The following is a 21,903-nucleotide window of genomic DNA, read 5'->3' as shown; positions in this document are numbered from 1 at the left end:
CCCGCCACTGGTAATAATCGGAATATCTTTTGAAACTTCCCGCACCATTTTTAGAGAATCTAAAGTCGGGATTCCCCAGTTAATAAAACTACTAGCTATACGGTTTTGTAACGAATTTGTAGCACGATAAGCCTCTACTTGACTCCAAGATGTCCCACCGCTCCCTGCAATATCAAGAACCTTAACCCCTGCGTCAATAAGACTCTCAGCAACTTTTTTAGATAAACCGTATCCTACTTCCTTAACAATTACCGGAATAGAGAGGTAATTAACCACTTCTCTTATCTTAGGTAACAGCTTTTCCCAGTTTCTATTACCTTCCGGCTGAGTCAGTTCCTGTAACACGTTTAAGTGTAAAATTAAAGCATCGGCTTTAATAGCATCCACTAAATACTGACATTCTTTAGGTGTCACTCCGTAATTAAGCTGTACTGCACCGATATTGGCTAGTAAAGGGATATCGGGAGCTATATGCCTTACTGCAAATGTCTTGATTGTATCCGGTTCCGTTAACAAAACCCGCATAGAGCCAAGCCCCATAGCAATACCGGCTTTTTGAGCGACCTGTGCAAGTCTATAGTTAATATCTCTAGCTCTAGTCGTGCCTCCGGTCATACTAGAAATTAGGATAGGTGCTTGTAAAGATTTTCCGAGGAAAGTAGTAGTTGTATTTACGCTATCGTAGTTAATTTCCGGTAATGCATTGTGAATAAATTGAATAGATTCAAAACCGCTTTTAAGTGTAGATTCAACGTTTTTCGTAAGATTAATTTCAATATGGTCTTGCTTTCTTTCTATATTTAAATTCTGATCTTTTAGCATTTTCTCACTAATTCTTTTTACACTTAATCTATATTAATATATCTAGGTTCTGTGAAGATTTCTAATTGATTTTTTATTTTGAAGTATTTTTTAGCGAAAATTAATAAGATTTTTGAAGGAATAGTTATTCATATTTCAAAAAAACTTATAATTTGCAGCAAAAAAGAGTCATAATTATGATTATTCTATTCAATTGTCCACAGAACCTAAGCATTAAAGAAATAATCAAGTGCTGCAAGTTTTGAAGGTAAGTTTATTAATGGGTCTGAATGCTCAAAATCATAAGCATTGTAAATTTGGATGTATCCTATAGAAGTACGGTCTGCTTCTATAATGTAAGCGTTATTTTTAGGCTCATTATTTTCTAGCTTATACCCTCTAACATAGCTTGAGTATTTTTGTTCGATCAATTCTAAACCCCATTCTATATCCTTATCCCACCATAGTTTTATATGTGGCATTTCTAGCCATTTTAAAAAAAAGCAAAAAATGAGAAGTAGAAAGTGGGGTAAAGCTTATGTTAATATATTTCTTATCATTAAATAACTTGTATTACCTTTAAATGCCCCGCTTTGAGCTTTATATTCTCCGACCTGTTTAAAGCCGGCTTTACCATAAACATGTATAGCTCGCGGATTATTTTCATCAGGATCAATAAAGAAAGTATCGCTTAGTGGATCAATATATTTGTGGTAAAATTTTATAAAAGCTGCTAAAGTAGAGCTAGTAAGCCCTTGGCCTAAGAAGTTTTTATTACCTATACCGAAATCAAGAGTTATCGTATGATCTGATTTAGACAAATATTTTCGTTGAATATCAGATAAATTTGTGGTCTTTTTCAAGGCTATCCGATAATATAAAACAAAACGGTTCATTATTTATAAAACCAATCCAATAATTAGTTGTCCTGTGAAAATAATGCTGTTTTCTGCCGGTAATAAAATTCAAAATGTCATTCTTATGTTCTTGACTATTATCCCAAAATTCTTTTATATGAGGCTCTTCTAACCAATTAAAAATAATTTCTTTATGAGTTAAATTAGCTTTCTCGAAATGTATATTCATATATAATCTATAATATGGATAGATTTAGAAATAATATAATTTAGTATATATAAAGAGCAAGGGGAAATCTAGCTTGAAAAATTACCTGAAGTTGTAGCAGAATTAGCTAGAGAATGGAACCTATCTAAGTTTAAACCTATAGATAATTTATCTTTTAATTATGTTCTATCAGGGTATCAAAATAATAAGCCTATTATATTGAAACTAAGCTGTGTTGCTAAAGACCTAACAAACGAAGCGGAAGCTTTAAAAGTTTTTTCAGGGTTTGATGCTGCAACTATTCTAGCCCAAAAAGATAATGTTTTATTACTTGAGAGAGCGGTATCCGGTATTTCCTTAAAAGAATATTCATTAGATAACAAAATTGCTATAGCTTGTTCTGTTATGAGCAAGCTGCACAGAGCATCTATACCAAAAATGCACCAATTCCCTAATATCAAGGATCAGCTGAAAGCTTTGGACAAAGAATGGGATTTGCCTAAAACTTACTTACAAAAGGCAAGAAAATTGAGAGATAAACTTCTTCAAAATCCTGAACCTCAAATTTTACTTTACGGTGATTTACATCATGAGAATATATGACAAAATGATAAGCAATGGGTAGTCATTGATCCTAAAGGAGTAATTGGATATCCTATAAATGAAGTATGGATTTTTGCCATGAATACTAAGCAAGACACAGAATTTGCAGCAAATTATTTGGACTTTAAATTACAGGAGGTTAGAAGCTGGTATTTTGTCCAGCTTATTTTAGCTATCTGTTGGAATCTTGAGGATGGAATAGAAAATGAGTTATTTTTAAAACTTGCCGATAAAGCATATAGCCTAGTTTAATTTAATGCCAATATAAATATCAACTATTGCATTATGTGGATCACTACTTCTTTCATCATATATTTCAAAGTCAGCTATGTAAGCTCTTTCTCCTCTTAACATTGCCGCATACATATGCCATATTTTTTGCCACATATCAATAACAACTTTAGGCATTTGATCAGGATCGGATGTAAATTTTGCATAAGTTTGTACTGGAATAGTAAGAGTTGAAAATTCTTTATCTATATTCTCAAAAGAAGTAACTTCTTCTCCAAGAAAGTAAGTATATTCCCCGTTAGCATCACTCTCATAATTTGTATAAACTGAAAAAACTTTTTTCGGAGTTTTTCTATTTAGGATTTTGTCTTGTAGCTTGTCTGCAAAAAATCGCTGCATTGTTATTCCTGTTTTTGCAGTATCAGCGTTCATTTCTGCAACGTTTGAGGTGCAGGCTGTAATACCAATTAATTTAATTTCTGATAATTGTGTAATTACTTTATGCATTTTATAGCCTCTTATTAATTCACTAAGTAAGTTAAAACTAATCTAAAAAGGAATTATGATAAGATTGAATATTATCTAACTTTTTTTAAAAAGCAAAAAGTCCTTAGTTTATAATATGTTTACTGTGTGAAGTATTTATAAATTGAAATAGCAATAAGACATAGTGGAGCCAGGGGGAGTCGAACCCCCGACCTTTTGAATGCCATTCAAACATTCAATTTTACCCTACTTTTTTCCTTTGTCTCACATACTAATTTATAGTTCATAACTCTTGATATTGACGGGTTTTTCTTATTACCAAAACTATGGATGGTGATATAGCAAAGCAGTATTTAAATAAGTATCGCAAGCTTGAATCTGTGTTGGAAAAATTAGGCAAGGACATTAGAACGAATGAAATGTGGGATAGTAAGCAATATTATCCTGCTGCTTTTGCGAGAGATAAAAAAGGAAATATTACAGGTGGTCAATCTATTTACTTAAACAAAGAAACAGCTAATAAAGCAGATATAGAAGTTAATAAACGTTCATTTGGCACGATAAGGGGTTCTTTTGTAGAAATTAGTGAAAGAGCTGAAGCAATTAATAAACAAGTTAGCAATTCAATCAGTAATGCAACGATTATAGCAGAGAGGTTAGAGAGCGCCTTAAGTATTAAGGAATCTGGTATAGAAGGAAAAATACTTTGTAGTTTGGGAGTAAATAATATTAAGAACTATAATACTGTCAATGGAGAAAGAATTATCATTGCATCAGATAATGATGGTAAAGAAGCAGTAACGCTTAATACTGTAATAAAGGATAAGGATGAGTTGATAACTAGTGGAGCAGTAGTATCAGTAGTAATGCCACCCGATAAAGGAGTTTTAATGATGTGTTAAAAAGCAATGGACCTCAAGTAGTAAGAAAACTCATAGAGCCTGAAATAGCAAAATTAACAAGAAAGATAAATTTGCAACAGGCAGGTACTAGTCATATTAGTGATATCAGTCACATTACTAGTATTAAAACGGGCGATCCCGATCACATATTACAAGAAGTGCAAGATGCAATAAAAGCATTAGCAAGATTTGGCAGTAAAGAAGATATCAGCACAGCACTGCAAATGCATAAAGATAAAGGTATAAACTCCTTAATAAGTTATAGCAAGCAGGCTTACACTAAGGCAATAGAGCACAAGATACAAAAAGATCTGCAAATCATGAAGAATAAGTTTGATCCTAATTATAATCTTGGTAATAGAAGATTATGTGATATATTAGTTGAAGATTTTAAGGGGAAGAGTCATCCTGTGTCAGAGGATTATTTAGCGTCTATAGGAAAAGACAAACAAGTAATGCAGTATATAAGTCCAGGTTCAGAAATAGGTAAAGTGATAAAAGCCCAGATAAATAAAGGCTCTGAGGTGCGACTAAATCAAGGGATAAGAGTATAATGGTAAAGAAATTAAAGCATGATGCGTTGGTGAAGAAAATCTTGACTCAGAAGATAGCAGCACAGGAATTTTTAGATTATTATTTGCCAACAGAATTTAAGGATTTAATAAACTTAAAAGAAATCACAGTGGAGAAAGAATCATTTGTAGAGGATGATTTAAAGAGGAAATATAGTGACATAATTTATTCTGTAAGAACCAAGGATAATGAGGAGGCTTTTGTATATGTATTGATAGAAGCGCAATCTACTTGTGATTACTGGATGGCATTAAGATTATGGAAATATATGCTATTATTGTGTAAGCGTCATGCGAAGGAAAGAGATATATTGCCATTAATATGTCCATTGTTAATATATAATGGTTCTGAAGTATATAGCGTGCCAAGGAATTTATGGGAGTTATTTGATAGACCAGATCAAGCGAAAAGATTAATGGTGGAGGATTATCGATTAGTAGATTTACAGAATCAATCTGATGATGAGATAGAGAAGAAGAAACATCTTGGGATGCTGGAATACTTTCTCAAACATGCATATCAAAGGGATATGCTGAAGTTATGGGATGAATTTTTAAGTAGGTTTCATGGTACCATAGTAATGGATAAGGAATTAGGATATATTTACTTAAGGTCGTTTTTATGGTACACTGACGCTAAGGTATCTGAAGATAAGCAGCAAGAGTTAGAGCGAATCATAGAAAAACATTTGTCAATAGAAGAGAGAGATAATATTATGAGAACGATAGCTGAAAAATACATAGATGAAGGAATACAGCATGGCATAATCCAAGGTATTCAACAAGGTAAAGCTGAAGGCATTCAAATAGGAGAAGCTAAAGGTAAAGCTGAGGTTGCAAAAAATATGTTAGCTAAAGGTGCGGATATATCATTTATTTCTTCTGTAACTGGTCTTGAAGAATCTTTTATTTATGCTCTTTCTAAGGGTAAATAATCTAGAGTCTTATATGGATATGTTGCCCATTTTCAACGGGTAACAAATAAATTCACGATAAATTTGTGTAGAAGTCAAGATTTGATCTTACAGACACTATAAATTTTGCACCTGATTGTCAGTTAAATTTTGACTGTCAGAGGAGTATTCAAGATACAAGATTTCATTATTCTTTTCAACAGCTAATTTCTTACTATCTTGAAAAGTTTGCATAGGAGTTTTCTCATAACAATATTTTCCTGAATGTGGTCGCTCATTATTGAAATGCTCTAACCAAATATCAAGATCTAATTGTAAATCGTCAAGTTCAGTATAAATCTTTTTACGCATAGCTGCATCAAAGAATTCTTGTTTCATTGTTTTATTAAAACGCTCACACATACCGTTTGTTTGGGGAGAATATGCCTTAGTTGTAGTATGTTCTATATCTTCTATGCTAAGAAATAACTCAAAAGCGTGATGCTCTTCTATATTTCCCTTATATTCTGACCCACGATCTGTAAGAATACGAAGTATTGGTATCCCTTTGGTCTTGTACCATGGTAACACACGGTCATTAAGCATATCACCAGCAGTAATAGCTGCTTTATCAGTATATAGTTTAGCATCCGCTACCCCTAGTATAGCTATCAATAAATACCTGAGAATAAACCTTACCTATCCCTTTAAATTTCCTACATAGTACGTATCCTGACATCCTAAATAACCTGGATGCTGAGTCTCAATTTCTCCATGAGCTTCTTTTTCATTACGACGCTTCTCTAGCACTTGTAATTGAGCTTCAGTAAGAACAATACCATCCTGAGCCATCTTTGCTTCTAATGCTTTAAGCCTTTTACTGATATTGTTTAAATCATTACGTAACCAAATTGATCTCACGCCTCCAGGTGATACAAGAATACCAGTCTTTTTAAGCTCATTTGATACTCTTAGCTGACCATATGCTGGATATTCTATTGGGCTATATCCATTACTGCTTTCTCTATCACTGGATCAACTCTATTCGCTATTATTGGCTTTCTTCGACTAATTTCATACAATGCTTCTTCGCCACCAGTTTCATACATTCTTTAAATCTGTAATAACTATCTCTACTATATCCCATGGCTTTACATGCTGATGATATGCTACCAAGGCTCTTAGCTAATTCAAGTAAACTTAATTTTGGCTTTATTATTTTTTGATGTAAATTCATTGTGACCTTCCATTTTTTTATCTGTATTTTTAATACGTTATTTTTTATTAAATGTAAGATCAAATGTCAACTACTGCAATTTAACTTGCATTAACAGGAATAATATCAGATAGTTGTTTTTTGACTGGTCGACCTCTTTTGCCAACTGAATCATCATCAGTAAAAAGACTCACTTGCCTGGAAGCTTCTGCACGTTCAGCTTTAATCTTTACAATTAAATTCTCTGCTAATGTAACCAATTTTGCTTCTTCTGTGTCGTAGAAGAATACTCACCTAAATGTCGAACAATACGCTGCTTGATGTTGCCTTTGCTATCAGCGATATCTTTTAACCACTTGTATTGATTGCCTTGGATTGTTTGGTGTTTTTTTACGACGTATGTACATAATAGGTACTTATATAAAAAGTATGCAATAATATATTTATAGCATAACAAAAACCAATAGGCATAACAGATCTCCTCGAAAAACTATCTCCCCCAGCCCTAGGGTTCTTTCATATCTTATTTTTCCATCTTTCAACACTTTCTTGCGTAAGTCGGGAAGAATAAGATTTTAGAAAAACAACTAGTGAATTAGAGAAGGAAATATAAAGAATGGCTTGTCTTGATCTTGTTTTTCTAATTTTGCTAATTTTCTATCTTTACTCATGTCAAATCTCCTTTTCTTTTTGTTTTTACTTTATAACTTTCTTTGATTTGACACAGTTCTTTTTATGTTCTCAAAATCAAAACATACAGGCCAAGTGCAATCCAATAGAAACAAGTATAAAATTGTTTTTTTATTTATTGGTTCATTTGAATCTTTTGTAAATCTGCTTCACTTGTTTTGGCAGCATATTTAAAGAAATCACACCATTTGTCTATAATGGTCTTTAACCTCTATATTATCAATAGGAAATTCAGGTAGCTCAATAAAACTAAAAGAGAAATCTTTTAAACCATAAAGAGTATTTTTACCGGCTTTGTTCGGAAGGGTATCTGTTTGTCTTTTTTGGACGAAATATCCTATTAACACATCAATAAGTCCTCAGTGTCAAACAAATATCTAATATCTTTAAGATATTGCTCTCTATATAAATACACACCATGTCCGTCATCTAAATCTTCAAAACAAAACGGTTGTTCAATATCTTGAACATCCTGATCTTCGCTATCATAATCTCCAAAAAGAGCTATCATCTTTTGTAATCCTTCATGTACTTTTTGTTCTATCTGATGTATTTCTATTGCTCTTTCTTGCATTGGAGATAAGGGTATCGTTTGTTTATACTTTTCTCCTGTAATCGATCTAGTAATGACATCAGCAAGCATTAATGATTCACACCATTCTAGATCTTGAATAACCTGAGTATTACTAATTTTTTCATGAATTAAAAGTAGTTTTGGACTATTATTATCGCTATCATAGGTTCTGATACAACCAGAGTAATTTCCAGTCTTATCATTAACTAACATTGATTTGCCTACTATATCAGAAGTTACTTGCAATTCTGTTGTAGAATGATTTACTGATATTGTTTTACCAATTTTTATCTTTTCTTTTGTATTTGAGACAATAGGTTTGATTACTTGAGGTAAACTTTCTAATGTATTATGATACTCATCATCCATTAGTTCTTCAATAACAACAGGTACTTGTTTTACTGCCGCTTCAACCAAGTTTTCCTGTGCATCATAATAGATTTCATCATCATATTTTGTTGGACCTTTAGCTTGTTGTGCTTGATTATTTGGACTACATGCACCTTGTGAATAATATAATGGCTTTACTATAGTAGACAGTAATTCGTACCCTATTTCTTTGAGCCAATAAACAATATTATTTATTGGAGATGACAAACTACTTGCATTACTAGCCACATATTGATCTTGTGTTTCAATTTCAGCGTGTTGCTTCATTACTTGAATTTCCTCAAACGAGTCAACGGCACGATGAGTTCGATTAAGATAAATATTATTGTTTAATATACCATTCTGTAGAACTTTTTGTAATTCATACTGTTCTCTATTAATATAATCTACAAAAACGCTTGTGCCTACTTGAATCTTTGTGATCAAACTTTGTACAAATCCTGGATCAACTTTAAAGGATTGACTTGTTGCTATTGCTATCTTTATTAACTCATGATCTGAATGATGTTCACGTGCTACTAACCGTGTTAATTTTTTATAGTAGTCTATTACTATTAAATACATTAAAGCTTTTGTAGCTTGACTTTGATCATTATATATTATTTGTTTTGAAACTAAATAACGATCTCCAGTACCTGTTATAACATCACATTTTGCTAAATATTTTACAGCATTTATTACTTTATGATCTAACTCCATTAATAGTTTATTGATATAAGATAGTATTTTACTATTGCGATGCCTAATATGATGATGGTCTTGAGGATTATAATATTGCCCAGAAAGTACTTGATCTAATACATCGTTATATAGTGTATTTTGTAACTGACCACAAGAGATAATGTTAGTGTTTATCTTGCCTAAAGATATTTCATGATTAACAGTACGATTAGTAACAAATTTAATATGCAAGCTCTGCATTATAGGTTCTTGATAAAATCTATGCAATATTATATTATGTATAATATCAGAGTTGTTATTAGAGCTGATAGTATTAACAATTACAGTATCATTTTGGTAGCAAAAATAATGTTTTTTCAACTGCTCAGTAAATATTATAGTATTACCATATGCCACATCTTTTGGAGTAATTACAATCACTTGATGCTTAGAATGAAAATATAAGGGTTTTGGGTCTAGAGCCAATTGTTTATTACTATCCATTACAATTGCCATAGGTATAGTGTTCTTTATTATCACTAAATTTCCACGATAATGATCATTAATTACTACATCTTTTAAAATGATTGATATAGGATATAAGTTTGTTGCATTTACACTAATAATTATATCTTGCCCTCTCTTAATAGGAGTTAGTGTTAACTCAGCATTGTACTCTTGTTCTACCTGCTTAGATAACTTTCTTAAATCTAAAGTATTTGTTTGATTTGAATTTAAACCGTATATATTTACAGGCGGAAGTGACCTATAAACATCACCCTGTTTCATGTCATCTACACTATTATATTTAATAACATATATATTTTCCCCTCCCACACCTAATAAATGACTACTATGAGCATTAGCATCATTGTAGAGTATAGCATGATCTTTATTTCCTATATATACAGTATCATTAGTTGGTGATGAATACACAACTAAATGCATATTTAAACGCTTTGTTATATCAGGATAATTTTCAATAATATTATCTACAGATTTATTAGTACTCTGATAGCCATATAATTTATTATAACTATCTAATTTAAATATAGCTTTATCTGATAAATAAAAAATACTACTAGCGTTAAAGTTCTGAATTACAGTAACATTTAAACTAGAATTGTCCTGTTTTGGGGTGAATATAATTGTAATATATTGTTCAAGTTGACGTGCAAATGGGATACCTGTTGTATTAATAGTATAAACTTGAATTTCTTGAATATCAGATAATTTTTTAGCACTAAACAAGATATTATGTTGACTTTGCTCTGCATCAAATATATCAATAGTAATCTTACCATTTTTAGCCCTATTGTTATATAGGAATGTTCCATTCTGTGCACCATTGATTATTTTAGTATTTGCCTCTATCTCAATAGTCATACTAGCATTTGAATAATCTAAACTTGGAATCAGAATTATATCTACCTGTTCAGCATCATCAGCACCACCTTGACTATTAACATATCTAGTATCATTGTTACACTTTATAATATCTACCTTATTTTTCCTGCCTATTATTTGGTTGACCGAGTATAAATCAATCTTAGAACTTTGGTATTGTAAATATTGCCCTAGTGTTACCTTTATCACATCCGTATTTAAAGCAAAATTCTCTAAATTTATTTGATTATTTCCTGGACCTCCATTAATAGTACTGTTCATAATATCACCACTTAATATAAAAATATCATCATGATCACCTCCTATTAACGACTTCTTGCCATCTCCTATTACAAAAATATTAGGGCTGTTAATAAATCCTTTTACTTTATCTTCACCTGCTCCTGTGCTAATTAAAGTGTAATTGCCTGTCCTATTATTTTTATATTCGACACCAATAGCATTATCACATACATATGCACCATCACTTGGCACTTCTTGATAATCTCCAATTGGCAAACAAAATAATTCTGTGTTGTCAACACTATCAGGACTTGATCTACTCCATTTTATACGTGTGACTTTTTTATCAAGTAACACTGTACTATTTAGGTCTATTTGAATCTTACGCGTACACTCCTGACGTGGAACTCTGTGTTCTTTTGGAACACAAATAGGCATAGGTGAACGACTGCATATAGTCGTTGTCTTTATTTCTATTACATTGTGGCAAAAATCTATAACTGACTTTGCAGTAGGAAAAACATATTTCTGAATATTAGTATTTTGCTTTAAAAAATCAACTGCTTGCTTTACCAGCTGATTATTAATTTGTTTTTGTTCCATCAGATCTTGTATATAATCTTCAGGATTCATATGTAAAAAAGCTCGCCACCCTTCCTTAAACTTTTCCCATCCAGTTAAATGAATAGTGTGATCAATTATATCAACCTTTTTTACCGCAAAGTAAATATCGGTACCAATAAATATAATGCCACCTAACAGCTCTCCAATAGGTCCCATTACTGCTAATGCACCTTCCAATTCCAATAAAAAAACTGCACCAACTTCTAGGCTAATTTCAGTAACATCTATAGCTAAAAAAGCACTATCTCCTATTATACCTATCAGTGCATCTTTGTTTCCTGCTTGATATTCTTTTATTTGACTTACCAAATCATATACAATAAAAGCTGATGTCCCACTAGAGAGAAAAGGAGCAGATGCCTTTAATAGCCTACCTAATACTACTTTTCCTTCTGAAACTAATTTAACTCCTGTTGTTAATGCTTTTAGTCCGAGTTTAGCTGAGGCTTCACCGCCTATTAAGAAACCCACATTGACTGCTACATCTTCTAAATCACCGTTTAACAAATCAGCTATAATGTTTTTACCTATTTCTACACTTGAAATCTTATTAGAAATTTTAGCTGCTTTGTTTAAAGGATTGATAATCTTTTGATTACGAATGATATTCTGAACTAGATTTGTACTATGTCCTGTAATTCTTTGTCCATCTGCTACATAAAAACTACTTCCTATCTCATCAGCTAATTGAATTAGCTGCTCTCTTTTTTCATTATCTTTGGTTATTTTTATAGACTTTAAAAACTTATCACTATCTATCTTAATTTTATCTATATCCCTTTTATCTCCCTGCGCTAAATTAAACTTATCTACATCCTCCCATCCTATCTTACAAACTTCAGTTTCTCTTTTTTTGCGATCACTACTAAGCTTTAGACACTTATTTGCTATACCTTCAACAACTTCAGAATGAATCCTTTTAAGAGGACTTTCTATTAAATTTATATCTTCTTGAAGTAATATACTGTGCATGTTATCTTGCCTTTGTGGATCTCGATTTAGTGTTTGTGTTAGGGTATCCCTCAAATACTTAAAATATTCTTCGTTCCTATTATTATTCTGTAATTGCTCTTCAGCCCATTTTATGTCTTTATTTTTTCTTATCATCTCAACTAAAGTCACTGTATTTTCTAGTGCCCATAAGCCACAATTATAACCATCAGTTTGCTGTTTAATACTTAAATCATGAACATGAACTTGTTTTCTTGTTAGTTGTGTATTTATATCGCTGTCTATAGTATTACCTAATGAATCTACGTAATACCCTTGATATTTATCATCTTTCCACCTCACCACTAACGTAACCCAGTGACTATTATTTAAATTTATAATAAGTATTAAGGATTTAGCATTATCTTGTATTGCATGTAATTCACGTTCACGTGTAAACTGTTGTAACTGAGCACTTAAAGCATCTTTAGGAATTATTACAAGCTCTGTATCAGTTGAAGTAGCTGTGTAACCATACTTTATCCTTGCAATATCCGTTAGATCATGTGCTTGTAACCAATATTTATAATCACCCCTCTCTGTTGCTTCCTCAAGTGTTCTTGCTGTATTATCCAAATCCATTTTAGCATCTAAATCATGATCTCTTGCAACACTAGTATGAGGTACATTAGATTCCATAAATCCAGTATAAATAAGCTCATTATTACTACCTTGCAAATTAAAAATCATGGATACTAAAATCACCTTTTCCTGATCTGTCATAGCTTTCAAAGTATCTCTATATTGCTCCAATTGCACTTGAACATGCTCTAACAATGCATTACTAAATTGCTGATATTTTAATTCGATAATTATTGGTGTTCCATGTTCTTCATTATTTTTATTGATAAATTTTAAAACAATATCGACTCTTCCTGTACCACTTGTTGCTTCCGCAAATGTGTTAACTTTACATTGGTTAAAAATTTGTCCCATAAATAAACCTTGCACTACCGATTGAAAATCTTTCTCACTCGTAATAAATGGCTTAATAGGCAATAATGACTCGGTTAACCAATTATTAAGAAGCTTTGATTTTTTGTTCAATAGTTGATTTTCATTTAGTGGAGTTTCGCTGCCAGTATATATCTCTGGCGGCAAATAATCTTTATCTGTAAGTATTTTTATAACTTTATTTATATCAACATCTTTTATTTCTATTTTATTAATACCAGTAATTGTAATAATTTGATCTATAGGGATAGAAGACAGTTTTTTTCTTTCAACTAATACATCATTACAATAACCCTTTTTACTATCATCAGGTACTTCAAAGTGTTTGTTTGCTTGTGTAGTAACTATCACATCAATTTTGATTATTTCACTTACTTCTTCTAGTTCATTAAATAATGGGATTTTATCCCATTTATCTATTCTTAAGTTTTCTTCACTTCTATCCCTACTCTGTGTACTTTGAATATGCTCCCATCCTGTATTTTCAATTATATTTAATATTATGCTAGGCTTATCCTTATCGCTATGTAATAACACCAGTGTTATTACTCTATCTTTTACTTCACTACTATCTTCTTTTAAATAAGTAATAACGTATTTACCTACATGCACTGTACCATCACTAGGATTTTGCCAAGCTGCAACCTCACCTAATAATGTTCTGCTTAAATTAGTACGCTCTTTACTCTTTATTGAAGTAAAATATAAATACTCTAAACTTTTCTTAATATCTTGAATGATTTTATCACTAGTACTCTGCTCTTCATTCCATACATTATTTAATAACTCAACTACAAAATTGCTATCGTATTTTGTAACTTTAGTGCTCATTACTTGTAGCAATTTACTATAGTTATGTATATCATCTCGATTAAGTAATTTTTGATTATAATTCACTCCTACTATCACAGCATTTCTAGCACTAGTTCTTACACTCGGCAATTTATATATATAACCATGATTATGTATTTGCTCTATTGCACTATCTGCACTAAATTGTTCAGCCTTCAACTCAACAATTATTGGAATAGGAGAGTTATTATCAATACGCGATAGCAATATTAAATCCATATAGCCCTTACCTGATCTTCTTTCAACATAACAATCAAGTGCATATTTATACTTGTAGTTTAAAACAAAAAATCCATAACTAAATCCATGATATGCTGCTTCTGATTTACCTAATATATTTTTATAATCATGATATATTTTAATAAGTTGCTTAAAAATATTCTCTGTATTTGTCTTAACAGTTGACACATCTTCATCATTTAATTCAGAAAATAAGCCGTCAAATTCTGCATCAACCCCTGCGTTCACTTTATGAAAAGTGCTACCTAAAGAAGAGGGAATATTTCGTATTGCTTTATGCCCTGTTTCATAACTTATAGAAACTTCAGATTTTGTTTCTCCCTTAATTTTGTCAAAAGCAATGTTATAACCCCCTGTTATATAATGTACATCTTGTGATAATTGTAGCTTATCTTTTATTTCTGCTAATTCGTCGTGAGTGTATTGCGCGCCTTCTGATTTAAAGCTGTGCATATCATATATATAATCTGTATTAGAACATATTTGAAAAAACTTGAGTTTGTAACTACTTCCATCCTTTATCTTAAAAACTAACTTTAAGATATTTGTGTTCTTTTTTATCTTAAACAGTATATCTTCTACGTTTAACTTACTCTTTAGTGATGTATAAGGCAGAGTTAACACTGAACCAAGAAAAAAATGTAAGAAAAATTCTGGTTTTATGACTGAATGTATATTGGGCATATTATCTAATAACAAAACAAAATGCTCAGCAAAACCTTTTGGCTTATTTTTAGCTATCTGATTAGATAAGCTAGCTGGCTTGACGTCATATGGTGTAGTATTTAATAATAATTCAATTAATTCTGGTTTTGACATATATTGTCCATGGTTTTAAATTAAGCTTAGATCACTTACTGTCCCTAAACTGCTTACCTCAATCTGCTCATTAACTTGATCCCAATTTTCTAGTAAATCTATGAATATCTGATGATCTACATCAACCTCTCTTCCCTTATTTTGATAATAGTTATAAACACATGTCTTAAACTTATTTTTAAATTCCTCTCTCACTTCACTAGATTCCAACCACACATTTATAAAACCCTTAAACTTTTTTAGTTTATCTTCCTCAGTTGGTTTCAGTTCATACTTTGCAACATAACCAGACGCCTTTATTAATAAACCACATAAACGAATAGGATCATGCTCAGAATAGCTAGGTGACATAAATTTTTTGATAAATTCTTGCTTCTCTTCTTCCTTATTAAAACACCAATCTATGAAACTAGATGCCTGATCTATATCGCCATTTGATATTAATTTGTCACACTTCTCCCATAATGTGTCACTTATCAACATTGCCTTAAACTGTTTAATTTCATCCGTTGATAATAAACACCACTTTAAAAAGTTTTCTACTACTTTAAAATGATCTTCGTATATCAAACCATCGCATATTTTTTTAGCAAACTTTTTACCTAATATTTCTTTTTTAAATAAATTTATTTCTTCTTGTGAGTCTAAACACCAATTTAAAAATTGTTCTGATTTGTATTTAGCTGCCAGTATATCTTCAGTAGTACACCAAATAAGGCCAATCTCTTCACTATACCATTCTTCATTCTTATATATAAAATCCTTCTTTAGCAAAACTTTTTCTTCTGATGTTTTACCCCACCACTCAAAAAATTTTTCAGCTAACTCATGTCTACCACTATAAATAAAACCATAACAAATTTCTAAAGCACCCTTTTTACATATTGCTTCCTTAAAAACCATTTGCTCTTCTTCAGTCTTAAATCCCCACTTTAAAAGCTTCTCTACTAATTCATATTTATCTTTACAAATATAATCATAAAAGATATTTATTTTTCTTTCGCATATTTTCTGCTTAAAACTACTTCTCTCTATTTCGGTTAATAATACTCCTTGTATAAACTTTTCTAATAATTCATGTTTGCCGTTTTCAGCTAAATCATAACACTTCCTTTCTCCTCGATCAATTAACTCTTGCCTTATACTCACAATGTCTTGATCATTAATTATTATACTTATGCTCTGTATATCTTCAATTGCAAACAGATTAGATAACACACGATTCCAAGCCCCGCGTTCCATATTTACGGTTTGTTTTAAACGTACTGGACTTTTTGACCATACTTCATGTAATATATCTGTATATCTACTTGTTAATATATCATTATTTAACTTATGATTTTCGTACATTACTGAAGTAATATCGCATATTAATCCCTTATAATCTTCTGCTGTAAAATAATACCACATTTGTTCTAATGTAGGCATGAATAACTCTTCCCATGGCCAATTCAATAAATACGTTCTTAATATGGCATTTTTATACTCTTGAAATAATCCAGCCCTTTCTTCTTTCCCCATCTCTTCTATTAAAAAAGCAAATATATCTATATATGAATCTTTTAGCGTAATATCATGTTCATTACTCTTCTCAAGTACTGATATAACACTCTGCTTTAAATTTCTCTCCTTTTCCTCTTCATTTAATCGGTTCCAGAAATACTTAACCCCTAACTCATTGGCATTTAGTATAGATAATCTAAACATATTTTCTTCTACACTATGATTTAAATCATAGATCTTTTTATAATCAGAACCAAATCTTTTGAAATATTTAATTAACATGTCAAGATTACCATCCATGTAACTTTTCCAATATGCTACAAAATGATAATCATATTCTTCATATATCTTTGTATTATAAAAAGGTTTTACCTTATTTTGGTCTGGTATTTGTTGCCATAAATTATTTGTATATTCTTCTAGACAATAATTACACGCAAATTTATAAAGATCACTAACAGTTAATTTTTTATTGTCAATCCATGCTTTAAATGTTACTAGCTTATCTATAGTACCATATTTAGTCCAACATATTTGTTCAGTATAATCACAACCATAATGTAACTCTTGTTTTATATACTTAATCCAATTAAATATTTTTAAACCTATTGCACTGACAATACCACCAAGTTTACTTTTTGTAATACTTGGCAAATTCTCTGTACCTAATTTAGATATTACTTTTTGAATTAGTATATTCCACTGCTCTTCATTTTCACGAGAATTAGTATCTATAGAAAATGACCTCACTTTATCTTTAATATCCTTTTGTTCCCACATCGATATGGCTTTACTTATCATTGCCATCTGCTCAAGATTTAATTCTAATTTATATCGCATAATTTGCACCCTTACTTTAGTTCAAATGTAAATTTCTAAAAATCTTATTTTGTCCAATGCTGATTCAGCAGTAATTTTATCATAATTTTTTAATAAATTCTTTAAATTATTCTATGTCCAGTGTTAATACTTAATATGATCAGCGCCGCCACACCTTATATGTCTTTTATGGTGGACTTGCACATTGGAATCAGCCATTACCAAAGATGGAGTAAATATCAGTCATTTAGAAAAGAGAAAATTATTAGTAATGCCTTCTGAAATTATGAATTTACCTGATCTAAGTTGTTATGTCAAACTTGCCAGTAACTTTCCCATTACTAAACTACAAATGCAATTACAAAATTAAAATTGGTAAAATAAATGTAAAACACAAAAATCCATTTTAAAGGCGTTTTTAAGAGTTTTTAGCCATTATTAATGTGTGAAAAAAATACCTAAAAAGGAAATTGCCCTAAAAATAAGCTTAAATCGCCAATCTGAATAGATCTTAACAGGAGCTAAAGGATCTATATTACTTGGACTTGGAAAGAGAATGAATAAAAGACTCATCAAAACCAGTAACTTTAGAAATAAATGACAGGAACAAATCAATATGTGATAGGACAACTGCTAAATAATAGAGATCCAAAATCAACAGCAGTTTATACTAGACTTGATAATAATGATACTGCTCGAGAATACATGCAAAAAGCTATTAATGAAATGTTCTAGCAAGTGCAGCAACAGTAATAAGTATAGTGAAAATAGTTTTGCACAAGCATACTTATTTGATGATTAGTTACTGTAAATATTTGAGTGTTATCAATGTAAATATGGTAAACATCCTTGTAACAAACCTATGCGATAATCTGGATATTTCAATTTAATATTTAAATTTTGTATAATTTTGTCATTGCTTACTTTTTTGTTATCAATAAAAAACATTTTAGCTTGTTTTGACAGGTTAGCATTTTCGAACGGTATTTCTTGTAACTGATGCTTATTCAAAATCTTAGCACCAAATTGGTGTACCACATTAATCGGTGCCGGCTCATCATCACTCAAATTGTATATTTCTCCAGGAGTTGGAAAATTTAACGAAGATATAATAGCTTGACATACATCTTCAACATGAACTCTTGAAAAGAATTGGTCTTTTTTTATAATAGTAAAATCTTTACTATTATTAATTTCTTCTAAGCAATTTCTTCCAGGCCCATAAATTCCAGATAACCTAAAAATATGCACTGGTATTTTATATTTGAAATACAGTGCTAGCCATTTTTGTTCAGCTAATAATCTTATTTTTGATTTTAGATTATTAGGTAAACATTTTGTTTCCTCATCAACCCATTTCCCATCATGATTTCCATAAACTCCTGTTGATGAAAGATACCCAACCCACTGAAATCTTCTTTGTGAGATAGTTCTTGAATATCTTGCTAAAACTGGATCAATTACTTCATCATCAGTTGGTACAGAACTTAAGATGGCATTAGTTAACTTGATTATTTCAATCAAACTAGGATCAAAATAATTTATAATTTTAACATTGCTAAACTCCAATAAATTTTTATGCTCATCTTTCCTAGATGTACAATAAACAACCCACCCAACCTCAGCCAATTTCTTTAATAGAAACTGTGATATATAACCATGACCAAAAATAAGTATAATTTTTTTCATAAGCTTTAATATTTAATTTAAAAATATAACTATCCCATTCTCTCTCCAAAATAACTCAGTTTCAAAGTAAATAATAGCTTTTTTTGTTTTGGATATAAAAACTTCATTGGCAATATCAAAATTAGGATGTTAATGTCATCAGCTGTAATGGAGGTGCAACTGGTTAACATGAACAATTCTAATCAAAGATTATACTGGTCATTATCTCCTCCACTAAAATACATAGGATTAAGCTTAGATGAGTGGTTTGTAGTACTACTTATAGTACCTGGAATATTTTTGCTTAATAGTGGTAATGCAAAACTCGGAGTGATTTGTATTATATCTGGTATTACACTTTGTTGCATGTTTAAGAAATTTAAAAAAGTATCAGAGTACTTTGTGCTTAAGAGTTATTTAGTAGCCAAGAAGTGGCTCCATGCTCCTACTTTTTATCCTGATCTGCTTGGTAAAAGGTGGGTAAATAATGGATTATTTATTTAAGCAAAACTCAATTTAGGAATTAGTGAAATATAAATAAGAGATTATTGCTTATTACATTACTACTTACAGTTACTAATCTGCTTAGAATAATAAAGACGGTTACTAAAGAAGAAAAATGGTTATTGATTCCAGCAATAGAGCCTGATCGTAGGATGATGGTGTTATCTAAAACCTATCATGAGACTTATTTAAAGGAATGGGCAATATTTGTGATGAAGGAATTATTTACCACCTTGCCAGAAGAAGTAGAGAGGCAAATAGCTGATATGAAAGTAGTATCTAGTAATACAGAACAGTTAGATAGAATTGGAGGTCTTTCTACTGGTAAACTTAAGACTATAGGAATACCAGGAGCAACTATTTTATCATAAATTTGGGCTGTAGTAAGAGGTAATTTAAGACTTGCTGGAACAATAGTAGCTATTGGTATTATTTTGGGCTTTTATTTAGATTGGATCGCTGGTGGTATGAAAATCAATTAAACCTATTAATATAAAAATTTGGTAAAACAAGTGATAGATCACCAAAAAAGTATTAAAGAAAAACATGAAGTAAATAGTAAATTCTCCTTACAATTTACTAATTGAAAATTGCAGCTATTGCCATTTATAGATCTAGTAAAAGCAAAGCCTGTCATGTCACTTGCTTGTTTTGGAGTAATTACCACCCTGATATTTTATTGTTTCTCTGAAGAGCAATCAAATAAAGAACAACAACAAGAAGAACGCAAAACCAGAGAGGAAATCTCTGGGGTAAAAAGGGCTGTAGATCCAAGGGCGAAATAGACTGAAGAGGTTTTAAACGAAGTAAAAACTATGAAGAACCAATTAGAAACTGTAATAGAGAATAAGTATTTAGAGAGTAAGTCAAAGATTGATGATGTGAACCAAAAACTAGAATCATTGGAGAACAAAACAAATGAAAAGCCTTTGCTCTATGATGCTCTTCCTCTTGATTTACAAAAACAAAATTTTGCACAAGAAAACCCAATGATGGAGCCTACACCTACTATAAAGAGAATTTGGTTATGTTTAAAGAGCTGGTTCTAGAATACAAAAGCAAGTTAAGGATTATATTACTAATGGTAGTTTTGCACGAGGGCTATTACTTACTGGAGTAGTAGTTGGTACTGGCACTAACAATGCCTCCTCCCCTGAACCTATCGTGCTAAGACTTGTTGATACAGCAAATTTTTCTAAGGGTTACAAGACCAGACAAATGAAAGAAGCAATATTGATAGTAATCATAGAAAGCTGATGTGGATTTAAGGATTATTTTCTTATTAGCCGTATCTTCTTCTGCTACCAATTTATTTAATACACTGGAATCAAGATGTTTGTTATAATGTTCAATCAGAAATTTCTGCACTCTATACCATATTATATCAGGATTTAATTCTTTACTGAGCTGCAATAGATAATTTTGTGTTTCATTTTCAGTATTATTCTGCTTTGCTTCAAGTTCAGCAAATGATATGATTTGTAACTGCCCAATACTACTACCATAGATCATTTGTACTTGCTGTAGTATTTTATCTTGTGCATTTTCTGAAAGCGTAATATTTTTAAGCAGTTTTATTTGGTATTGATGATCAACTATACCAATAAAGCAGCAAGAGTTTAGTAATTCGTAAGCTATATCAGAATCAAAAACGCCGATTATTTTACGTTTTAATTGAGTTTGTTTACTAGTATTGCTACTATTTTCTATCTTATTTAAATATTGCTCTTTAGCTTTATTTAAGTTACCAGATTGAAGCTGAACCATGCAATTATTATTTTAGTATTTTCTTCACATAGCTCATGAAATAATGCCTTAGCCATATAGTCCATTAGCACTTTCTTATGACCAAAATGATGATTTGAATATTTTCCTGCAAGCTTTAAAAATAGCGTATTGATAGAGTCAAGAGCAAATCGTCTATTGGATTTTATCTGGAGTAAATTAGCATCTTCTTGGTTTAATGGATAAAAATCTATTAATTTTTTCCTTTTGAACCAGCTTTTATGATTAACAGCACTCATTGCTGCATTATTACTACCTGATTCCGTAGAATTATATTTTTTAGAGATTTTATCCATAACTGCTTGTAGTGCAGTGTTAATTTGCGTACTACCTTGGTATGCTATCAGTGCTAGATACACTAATATTATCGCCTTGTTATTCATCGTGTACTGGTTTTATGCTATTAAATTGTGAATTTGTTTCGAGTTTTTGT

Annotated in this window: 21 protein-coding genes, 1 tRNA gene and 4 pseudogenes; 12 read left to right on the top strand and 14 right to left on the bottom strand. The window is 31.0% G+C overall.

Annotated elements, in window-relative coordinates; genetic code table 11:
* The 4 genes from fni to RGRA_RS12795 form a co-directional block, all read right to left on the bottom strand.
* Positions 1-822, bottom strand: an 822-nt coding sequence (fni, locus tag RGRA_RS0104695; RefSeq protein WP_024547317.1) for a type 2 isopentenyl-diphosphate Delta-isomerase, incomplete at its 3' end; no start/stop codon positions are given.
* A 206-nt stretch (positions 823-1,028) separates the two neighbouring features.
* Positions 1,029-1,283, bottom strand: coding sequence for a hypothetical protein (locus RGRA_RS08965; RefSeq protein WP_017442827.1), 255 nt, complete (start codon positions 1,281-1,283; stop codon positions 1,029-1,031).
* Between the two features lie 54 nt (positions 1,284-1,337).
* A complete protein-coding gene (locus RGRA_RS11830; RefSeq protein ID WP_017442826.1) occupies positions 1,338-1,622 on the bottom strand; it encodes a GNAT family N-acetyltransferase in 285 nt (94 codons plus the stop codon).
* Positions 1,623-1,638: 16 nt separating this feature from the next.
* Positions 1,639-1,887 carry a hypothetical protein gene (locus RGRA_RS12795; protein ID WP_017442825.1) on the bottom strand — a complete coding sequence of 83 codons (249 nt, stop codon included), beginning with the start codon at positions 1,885-1,887 and terminating at the stop codon, positions 1,639-1,641.
* Between the two features lie 198 nt (positions 1,888-2,085).
* On the opposite strand from RGRA_RS12795, the gene RGRA_RS13475 reads away from it, so the two are divergent.
* Complete coding sequence (locus RGRA_RS13475) at positions 2,086-2,469, top strand: aminoglycoside phosphotransferase family protein (protein ID WP_017442824.1); 384 nt, start codon at positions 2,086-2,088, stop codon at positions 2,467-2,469.
* Between the two features lie 78 nt (positions 2,470-2,547).
* Positions 2,548-2,721 carry a hypothetical protein gene (locus tag RGRA_RS13470; protein ID WP_017442823.1) on the top strand — a complete coding sequence of 58 codons (174 nt, stop codon included), beginning with the start codon at positions 2,548-2,550 and terminating at the stop codon, positions 2,719-2,721.
* Here the strand turns inward: RGRA_RS13470 and RGRA_RS0104670 are convergent.
* Both RGRA_RS0104670 and RGRA_RS11820 read right to left on the bottom strand, forming a co-directional pair.
* Positions 2,713-3,207, bottom strand: coding sequence for a GyrI-like domain-containing protein (locus RGRA_RS0104670; protein ID WP_017442822.1), 495 nt, complete (start codon positions 3,205-3,207; stop codon positions 2,713-2,715). The genes RGRA_RS13470 and RGRA_RS0104670 overlap by 9 nt on opposite strands.
* 164 nt (positions 3,208-3,371) lie before the next feature.
* Positions 3,372-3,444, bottom strand: a tRNA-Ser gene (locus RGRA_RS11820).
* A 68-nt stretch (positions 3,445-3,512) separates the two neighbouring features.
* Here RGRA_RS11820 and RGRA_RS0104665 point away from each other — a divergent pair.
* From RGRA_RS0104665 to RGRA_RS0104655, 3 genes are read left to right on the top strand one after another with little or no spacing between them, the layout of a single operon-like run.
* Positions 3,513-4,088: a DUF7146 domain-containing protein gene (locus RGRA_RS0104665; RefSeq protein ID WP_024547316.1), complete on the top strand. Its 576-nt coding sequence runs from the start codon at positions 3,513-3,515 to the stop codon at positions 4,086-4,088.
* On the top strand, positions 4,082-4,642 hold the full coding sequence (locus RGRA_RS08945) for a hypothetical protein (protein ID WP_034420311.1): 561 nt from the start codon (positions 4,082-4,084) through the stop codon (positions 4,640-4,642). Before RGRA_RS0104665 ends, RGRA_RS08945 begins: the two co-directional genes overlap by 7 nt.
* The gene (locus tag RGRA_RS0104655) at positions 4,642-5,595 is read left to right on the top strand and encodes an Rpn family recombination-promoting nuclease/putative transposase (RefSeq protein ID WP_017442821.1); all 954 of its coding nucleotides are present in this window, start codon (positions 4,642-4,644) and stop codon (positions 5,593-5,595) included. Before RGRA_RS08945 ends, RGRA_RS0104655 begins: the two co-directional genes overlap by 1 nt.
* A 96-nt stretch (positions 5,596-5,691) precedes the next feature.
* Here the strand turns inward: RGRA_RS0104655 and RGRA_RS08940 are convergent.
* The 5 genes and pseudogenes from RGRA_RS08940 to RGRA_RS0104630 form a co-directional block, all read right to left on the bottom strand.
* Positions 5,692-6,790 (bottom strand): annotated as a pseudogene (locus RGRA_RS08940) (IS481 family transposase).
* Between the two features lie 89 nt (positions 6,791-6,879).
* A pseudogene (locus RGRA_RS14805) lies at positions 6,880-7,176 on the bottom strand (IS1634 family transposase); the annotation flags it as partial.
* 462 nt (positions 7,177-7,638) lie between these two features.
* Positions 7,639-7,806, bottom strand: coding sequence for a hypothetical protein (locus RGRA_RS13465; protein WP_017442819.1), 168 nt, complete (start codon positions 7,804-7,806; stop codon positions 7,639-7,641).
* Positions 7,800-15,191: a PD-(D/E)XK nuclease domain-containing protein gene (locus RGRA_RS0104635; RefSeq protein ID WP_024547315.1), complete on the bottom strand. Its 7,392-nt coding sequence runs from the start codon at positions 15,189-15,191 to the stop codon at positions 7,800-7,802. The genes RGRA_RS13465 and RGRA_RS0104635 overlap by 7 nt, the downstream gene beginning before the upstream one ends.
* 15 nt (positions 15,192-15,206) lie before the next feature.
* Entirely contained in the window at positions 15,207-17,534 is a 2,328-nt protein-coding gene (locus RGRA_RS0104630; RefSeq protein ID WP_017442886.1) for a hypothetical protein, read from the bottom strand.
* A 184-nt stretch (positions 17,535-17,718) separates the two neighbouring features.
* Between RGRA_RS0104630 and RGRA_RS10620 the strand changes: the two genes are divergently transcribed.
* Together RGRA_RS10620 and RGRA_RS11460 are read left to right on the top strand one after the other, a co-directional pair.
* Complete coding sequence (locus tag RGRA_RS10620; protein ID WP_017442887.1) at positions 17,719-17,883, top strand: type IV secretion system DNA-binding domain-containing protein; 165 nt, start codon at positions 17,719-17,721, stop codon at positions 17,881-17,883.
* A gap of 227 nt (positions 17,884-18,110) precedes the next feature.
* Entirely contained in the window at positions 18,111-18,248 is a 138-nt protein-coding gene (locus RGRA_RS11460; RefSeq protein WP_017442888.1) for a hypothetical protein, read from the top strand.
* A gap of 90 nt (positions 18,249-18,338) precedes the next feature.
* Here RGRA_RS11460 and RGRA_RS0104615 read toward each other — a convergent pair whose 3' ends face one another.
* On the bottom strand, positions 18,339-19,202 hold the full coding sequence (locus RGRA_RS0104615) for an SDR family oxidoreductase (RefSeq protein ID WP_017442889.1): 864 nt from the start codon (positions 19,200-19,202) through the stop codon (positions 18,339-18,341).
* Between the two features lie 168 nt (positions 19,203-19,370).
* Between RGRA_RS0104615 and RGRA_RS0104610 the strand changes: the two genes are divergently transcribed.
* From RGRA_RS0104610 to RGRA_RS12575, 5 genes and pseudogenes are all read left to right on the top strand, one after another.
* On the top strand, positions 19,371-19,685 hold the full coding sequence (locus RGRA_RS0104610) for a hypothetical protein (RefSeq protein ID WP_408005779.1): 315 nt from the start codon (positions 19,371-19,373) through the stop codon (positions 19,683-19,685).
* Between the two features lie 22 nt (positions 19,686-19,707).
* Positions 19,708-19,990: pseudogene (locus RGRA_RS08935) on the top strand (TraE/TraK family type IV conjugative transfer system protein); the annotation flags it as partial.
* Positions 19,979-20,167: pseudogene (locus RGRA_RS13460) on the top strand (hypothetical protein); the annotation flags it as partial. The pseudogenes RGRA_RS08935 and RGRA_RS13460, both read left to right, overlap by 12 nt.
* 117 nt (positions 20,168-20,284) lie before the next feature.
* Complete coding sequence (locus tag RGRA_RS12580; protein WP_024547313.1) at positions 20,285-20,470, top strand: hypothetical protein; 186 nt, start codon at positions 20,285-20,287, stop codon at positions 20,468-20,470.
* A gap of 30 nt (positions 20,471-20,500) precedes the next feature.
* Positions 20,501-20,734: a hypothetical protein gene (locus RGRA_RS12575; RefSeq protein WP_024547312.1), complete on the top strand. Its 234-nt coding sequence runs from the start codon at positions 20,501-20,503 to the stop codon at positions 20,732-20,734.
* Between the two features lie 118 nt (positions 20,735-20,852).
* On the opposite strand, the gene RGRA_RS12570 is transcribed toward RGRA_RS12575, so the two are convergent.
* Both RGRA_RS12570 and RGRA_RS12565 read right to left on the bottom strand, forming a co-directional pair.
* Entirely contained in the window at positions 20,853-21,452 is a 600-nt protein-coding gene (locus RGRA_RS12570; RefSeq protein WP_024547311.1) for a hypothetical protein, read from the bottom strand.
* Positions 21,425-21,853, bottom strand: coding sequence for a hypothetical protein (locus RGRA_RS12565; RefSeq protein WP_024547310.1), 429 nt, complete (start codon positions 21,851-21,853; stop codon positions 21,425-21,427). Before RGRA_RS12565 ends, RGRA_RS12570 begins: the two co-directional genes overlap by 28 nt.
* Between the last annotated feature and the right edge of the window lie 50 nt (positions 21,854-21,903).

This window comes from Rickettsia gravesii BWI-1 (genome assembly GCF_000485845.1).
GTDB classification, from domain to species: domain Bacteria; phylum Pseudomonadota; class Alphaproteobacteria; order Rickettsiales; family Rickettsiaceae; genus Rickettsia; species Rickettsia rickettsii.
Note: the sequence above shows the minus strand (reverse complement) of the source record. Positions and strands in the feature narration are given on the sequence as shown.

Bases quoted from the DNA above. Each gene is read 5' to 3' on its own strand.
- RGRA_RS08965 (WP_017442827.1), bottom strand. From the start codon at position 1,283: ATGCCACATATAAAACTATGGTGGGATAAGGATATAGAATGGGGTTTA.
- RGRA_RS12795 (WP_017442825.1), bottom strand. From the start codon at position 1,887: ATGAATATACATTTCGAGAAAGCTAATTTAACTCATAAAGAAATTATT.
- RGRA_RS13470 (WP_017442823.1), top strand. From the start codon at position 2,548: ATGAATACTAAGCAAGACACAGAATTTGCAGCAAATTATTTGGACTTT.
- RGRA_RS0104670 (WP_017442822.1), bottom strand. From the start codon at position 3,207: ATGCATAAAGTAATTACACAATTATCAGAAATTAAATTAATTGGTATT.
- RGRA_RS0104665 (WP_024547316.1), top strand. From the start codon at position 3,513: ATGGATGGTGATATAGCAAAGCAGTATTTAAATAAGTATCGCAAGCTT.
- RGRA_RS0104655 (WP_017442821.1), top strand. From the start codon at position 4,642: ATGGTAAAGAAATTAAAGCATGATGCGTTGGTGAAGAAAATCTTGACT.
- RGRA_RS0104635 (WP_024547315.1), bottom strand. From the start codon at position 15,191: ATGTCAAAACCAGAATTAATTGAATTATTATTAAATACTACACCATAT.
- RGRA_RS0104630 (WP_017442886.1), bottom strand. From the start codon at position 17,534: ATGCGATATAAATTAGAATTAAATCTTGAGCAGATGGCAATGATAAGT.
- RGRA_RS11460 (WP_017442888.1), top strand. From the start codon at position 18,111: ATGACAGGAACAAATCAATATGTGATAGGACAACTGCTAAATAATAGA.
- RGRA_RS0104615 (WP_017442889.1), bottom strand. From the start codon at position 19,202: ATGAAAAAAATTATACTTATTTTTGGTCATGGTTATATATCACAGTTT.
- RGRA_RS0104610 (WP_408005779.1), top strand. From the start codon at position 19,371: ATGAACAATTCTAATCAAAGATTATACTGGTCATTATCTCCTCCACTA.
- RGRA_RS12575 (WP_024547312.1), top strand. From the start codon at position 20,501: ATGAAGAACCAATTAGAAACTGTAATAGAGAATAAGTATTTAGAGAGT.
- RGRA_RS12570 (WP_024547311.1), bottom strand. From the start codon at position 21,452: ATGGTTCAGCTTCAATCTGGTAACTTAAATAAAGCTAAAGAGCAATAT.
- RGRA_RS12565 (WP_024547310.1), bottom strand. From the start codon at position 21,853: ATGAATAACAAGGCGATAATATTAGTGTATCTAGCACTGATAGCATAC.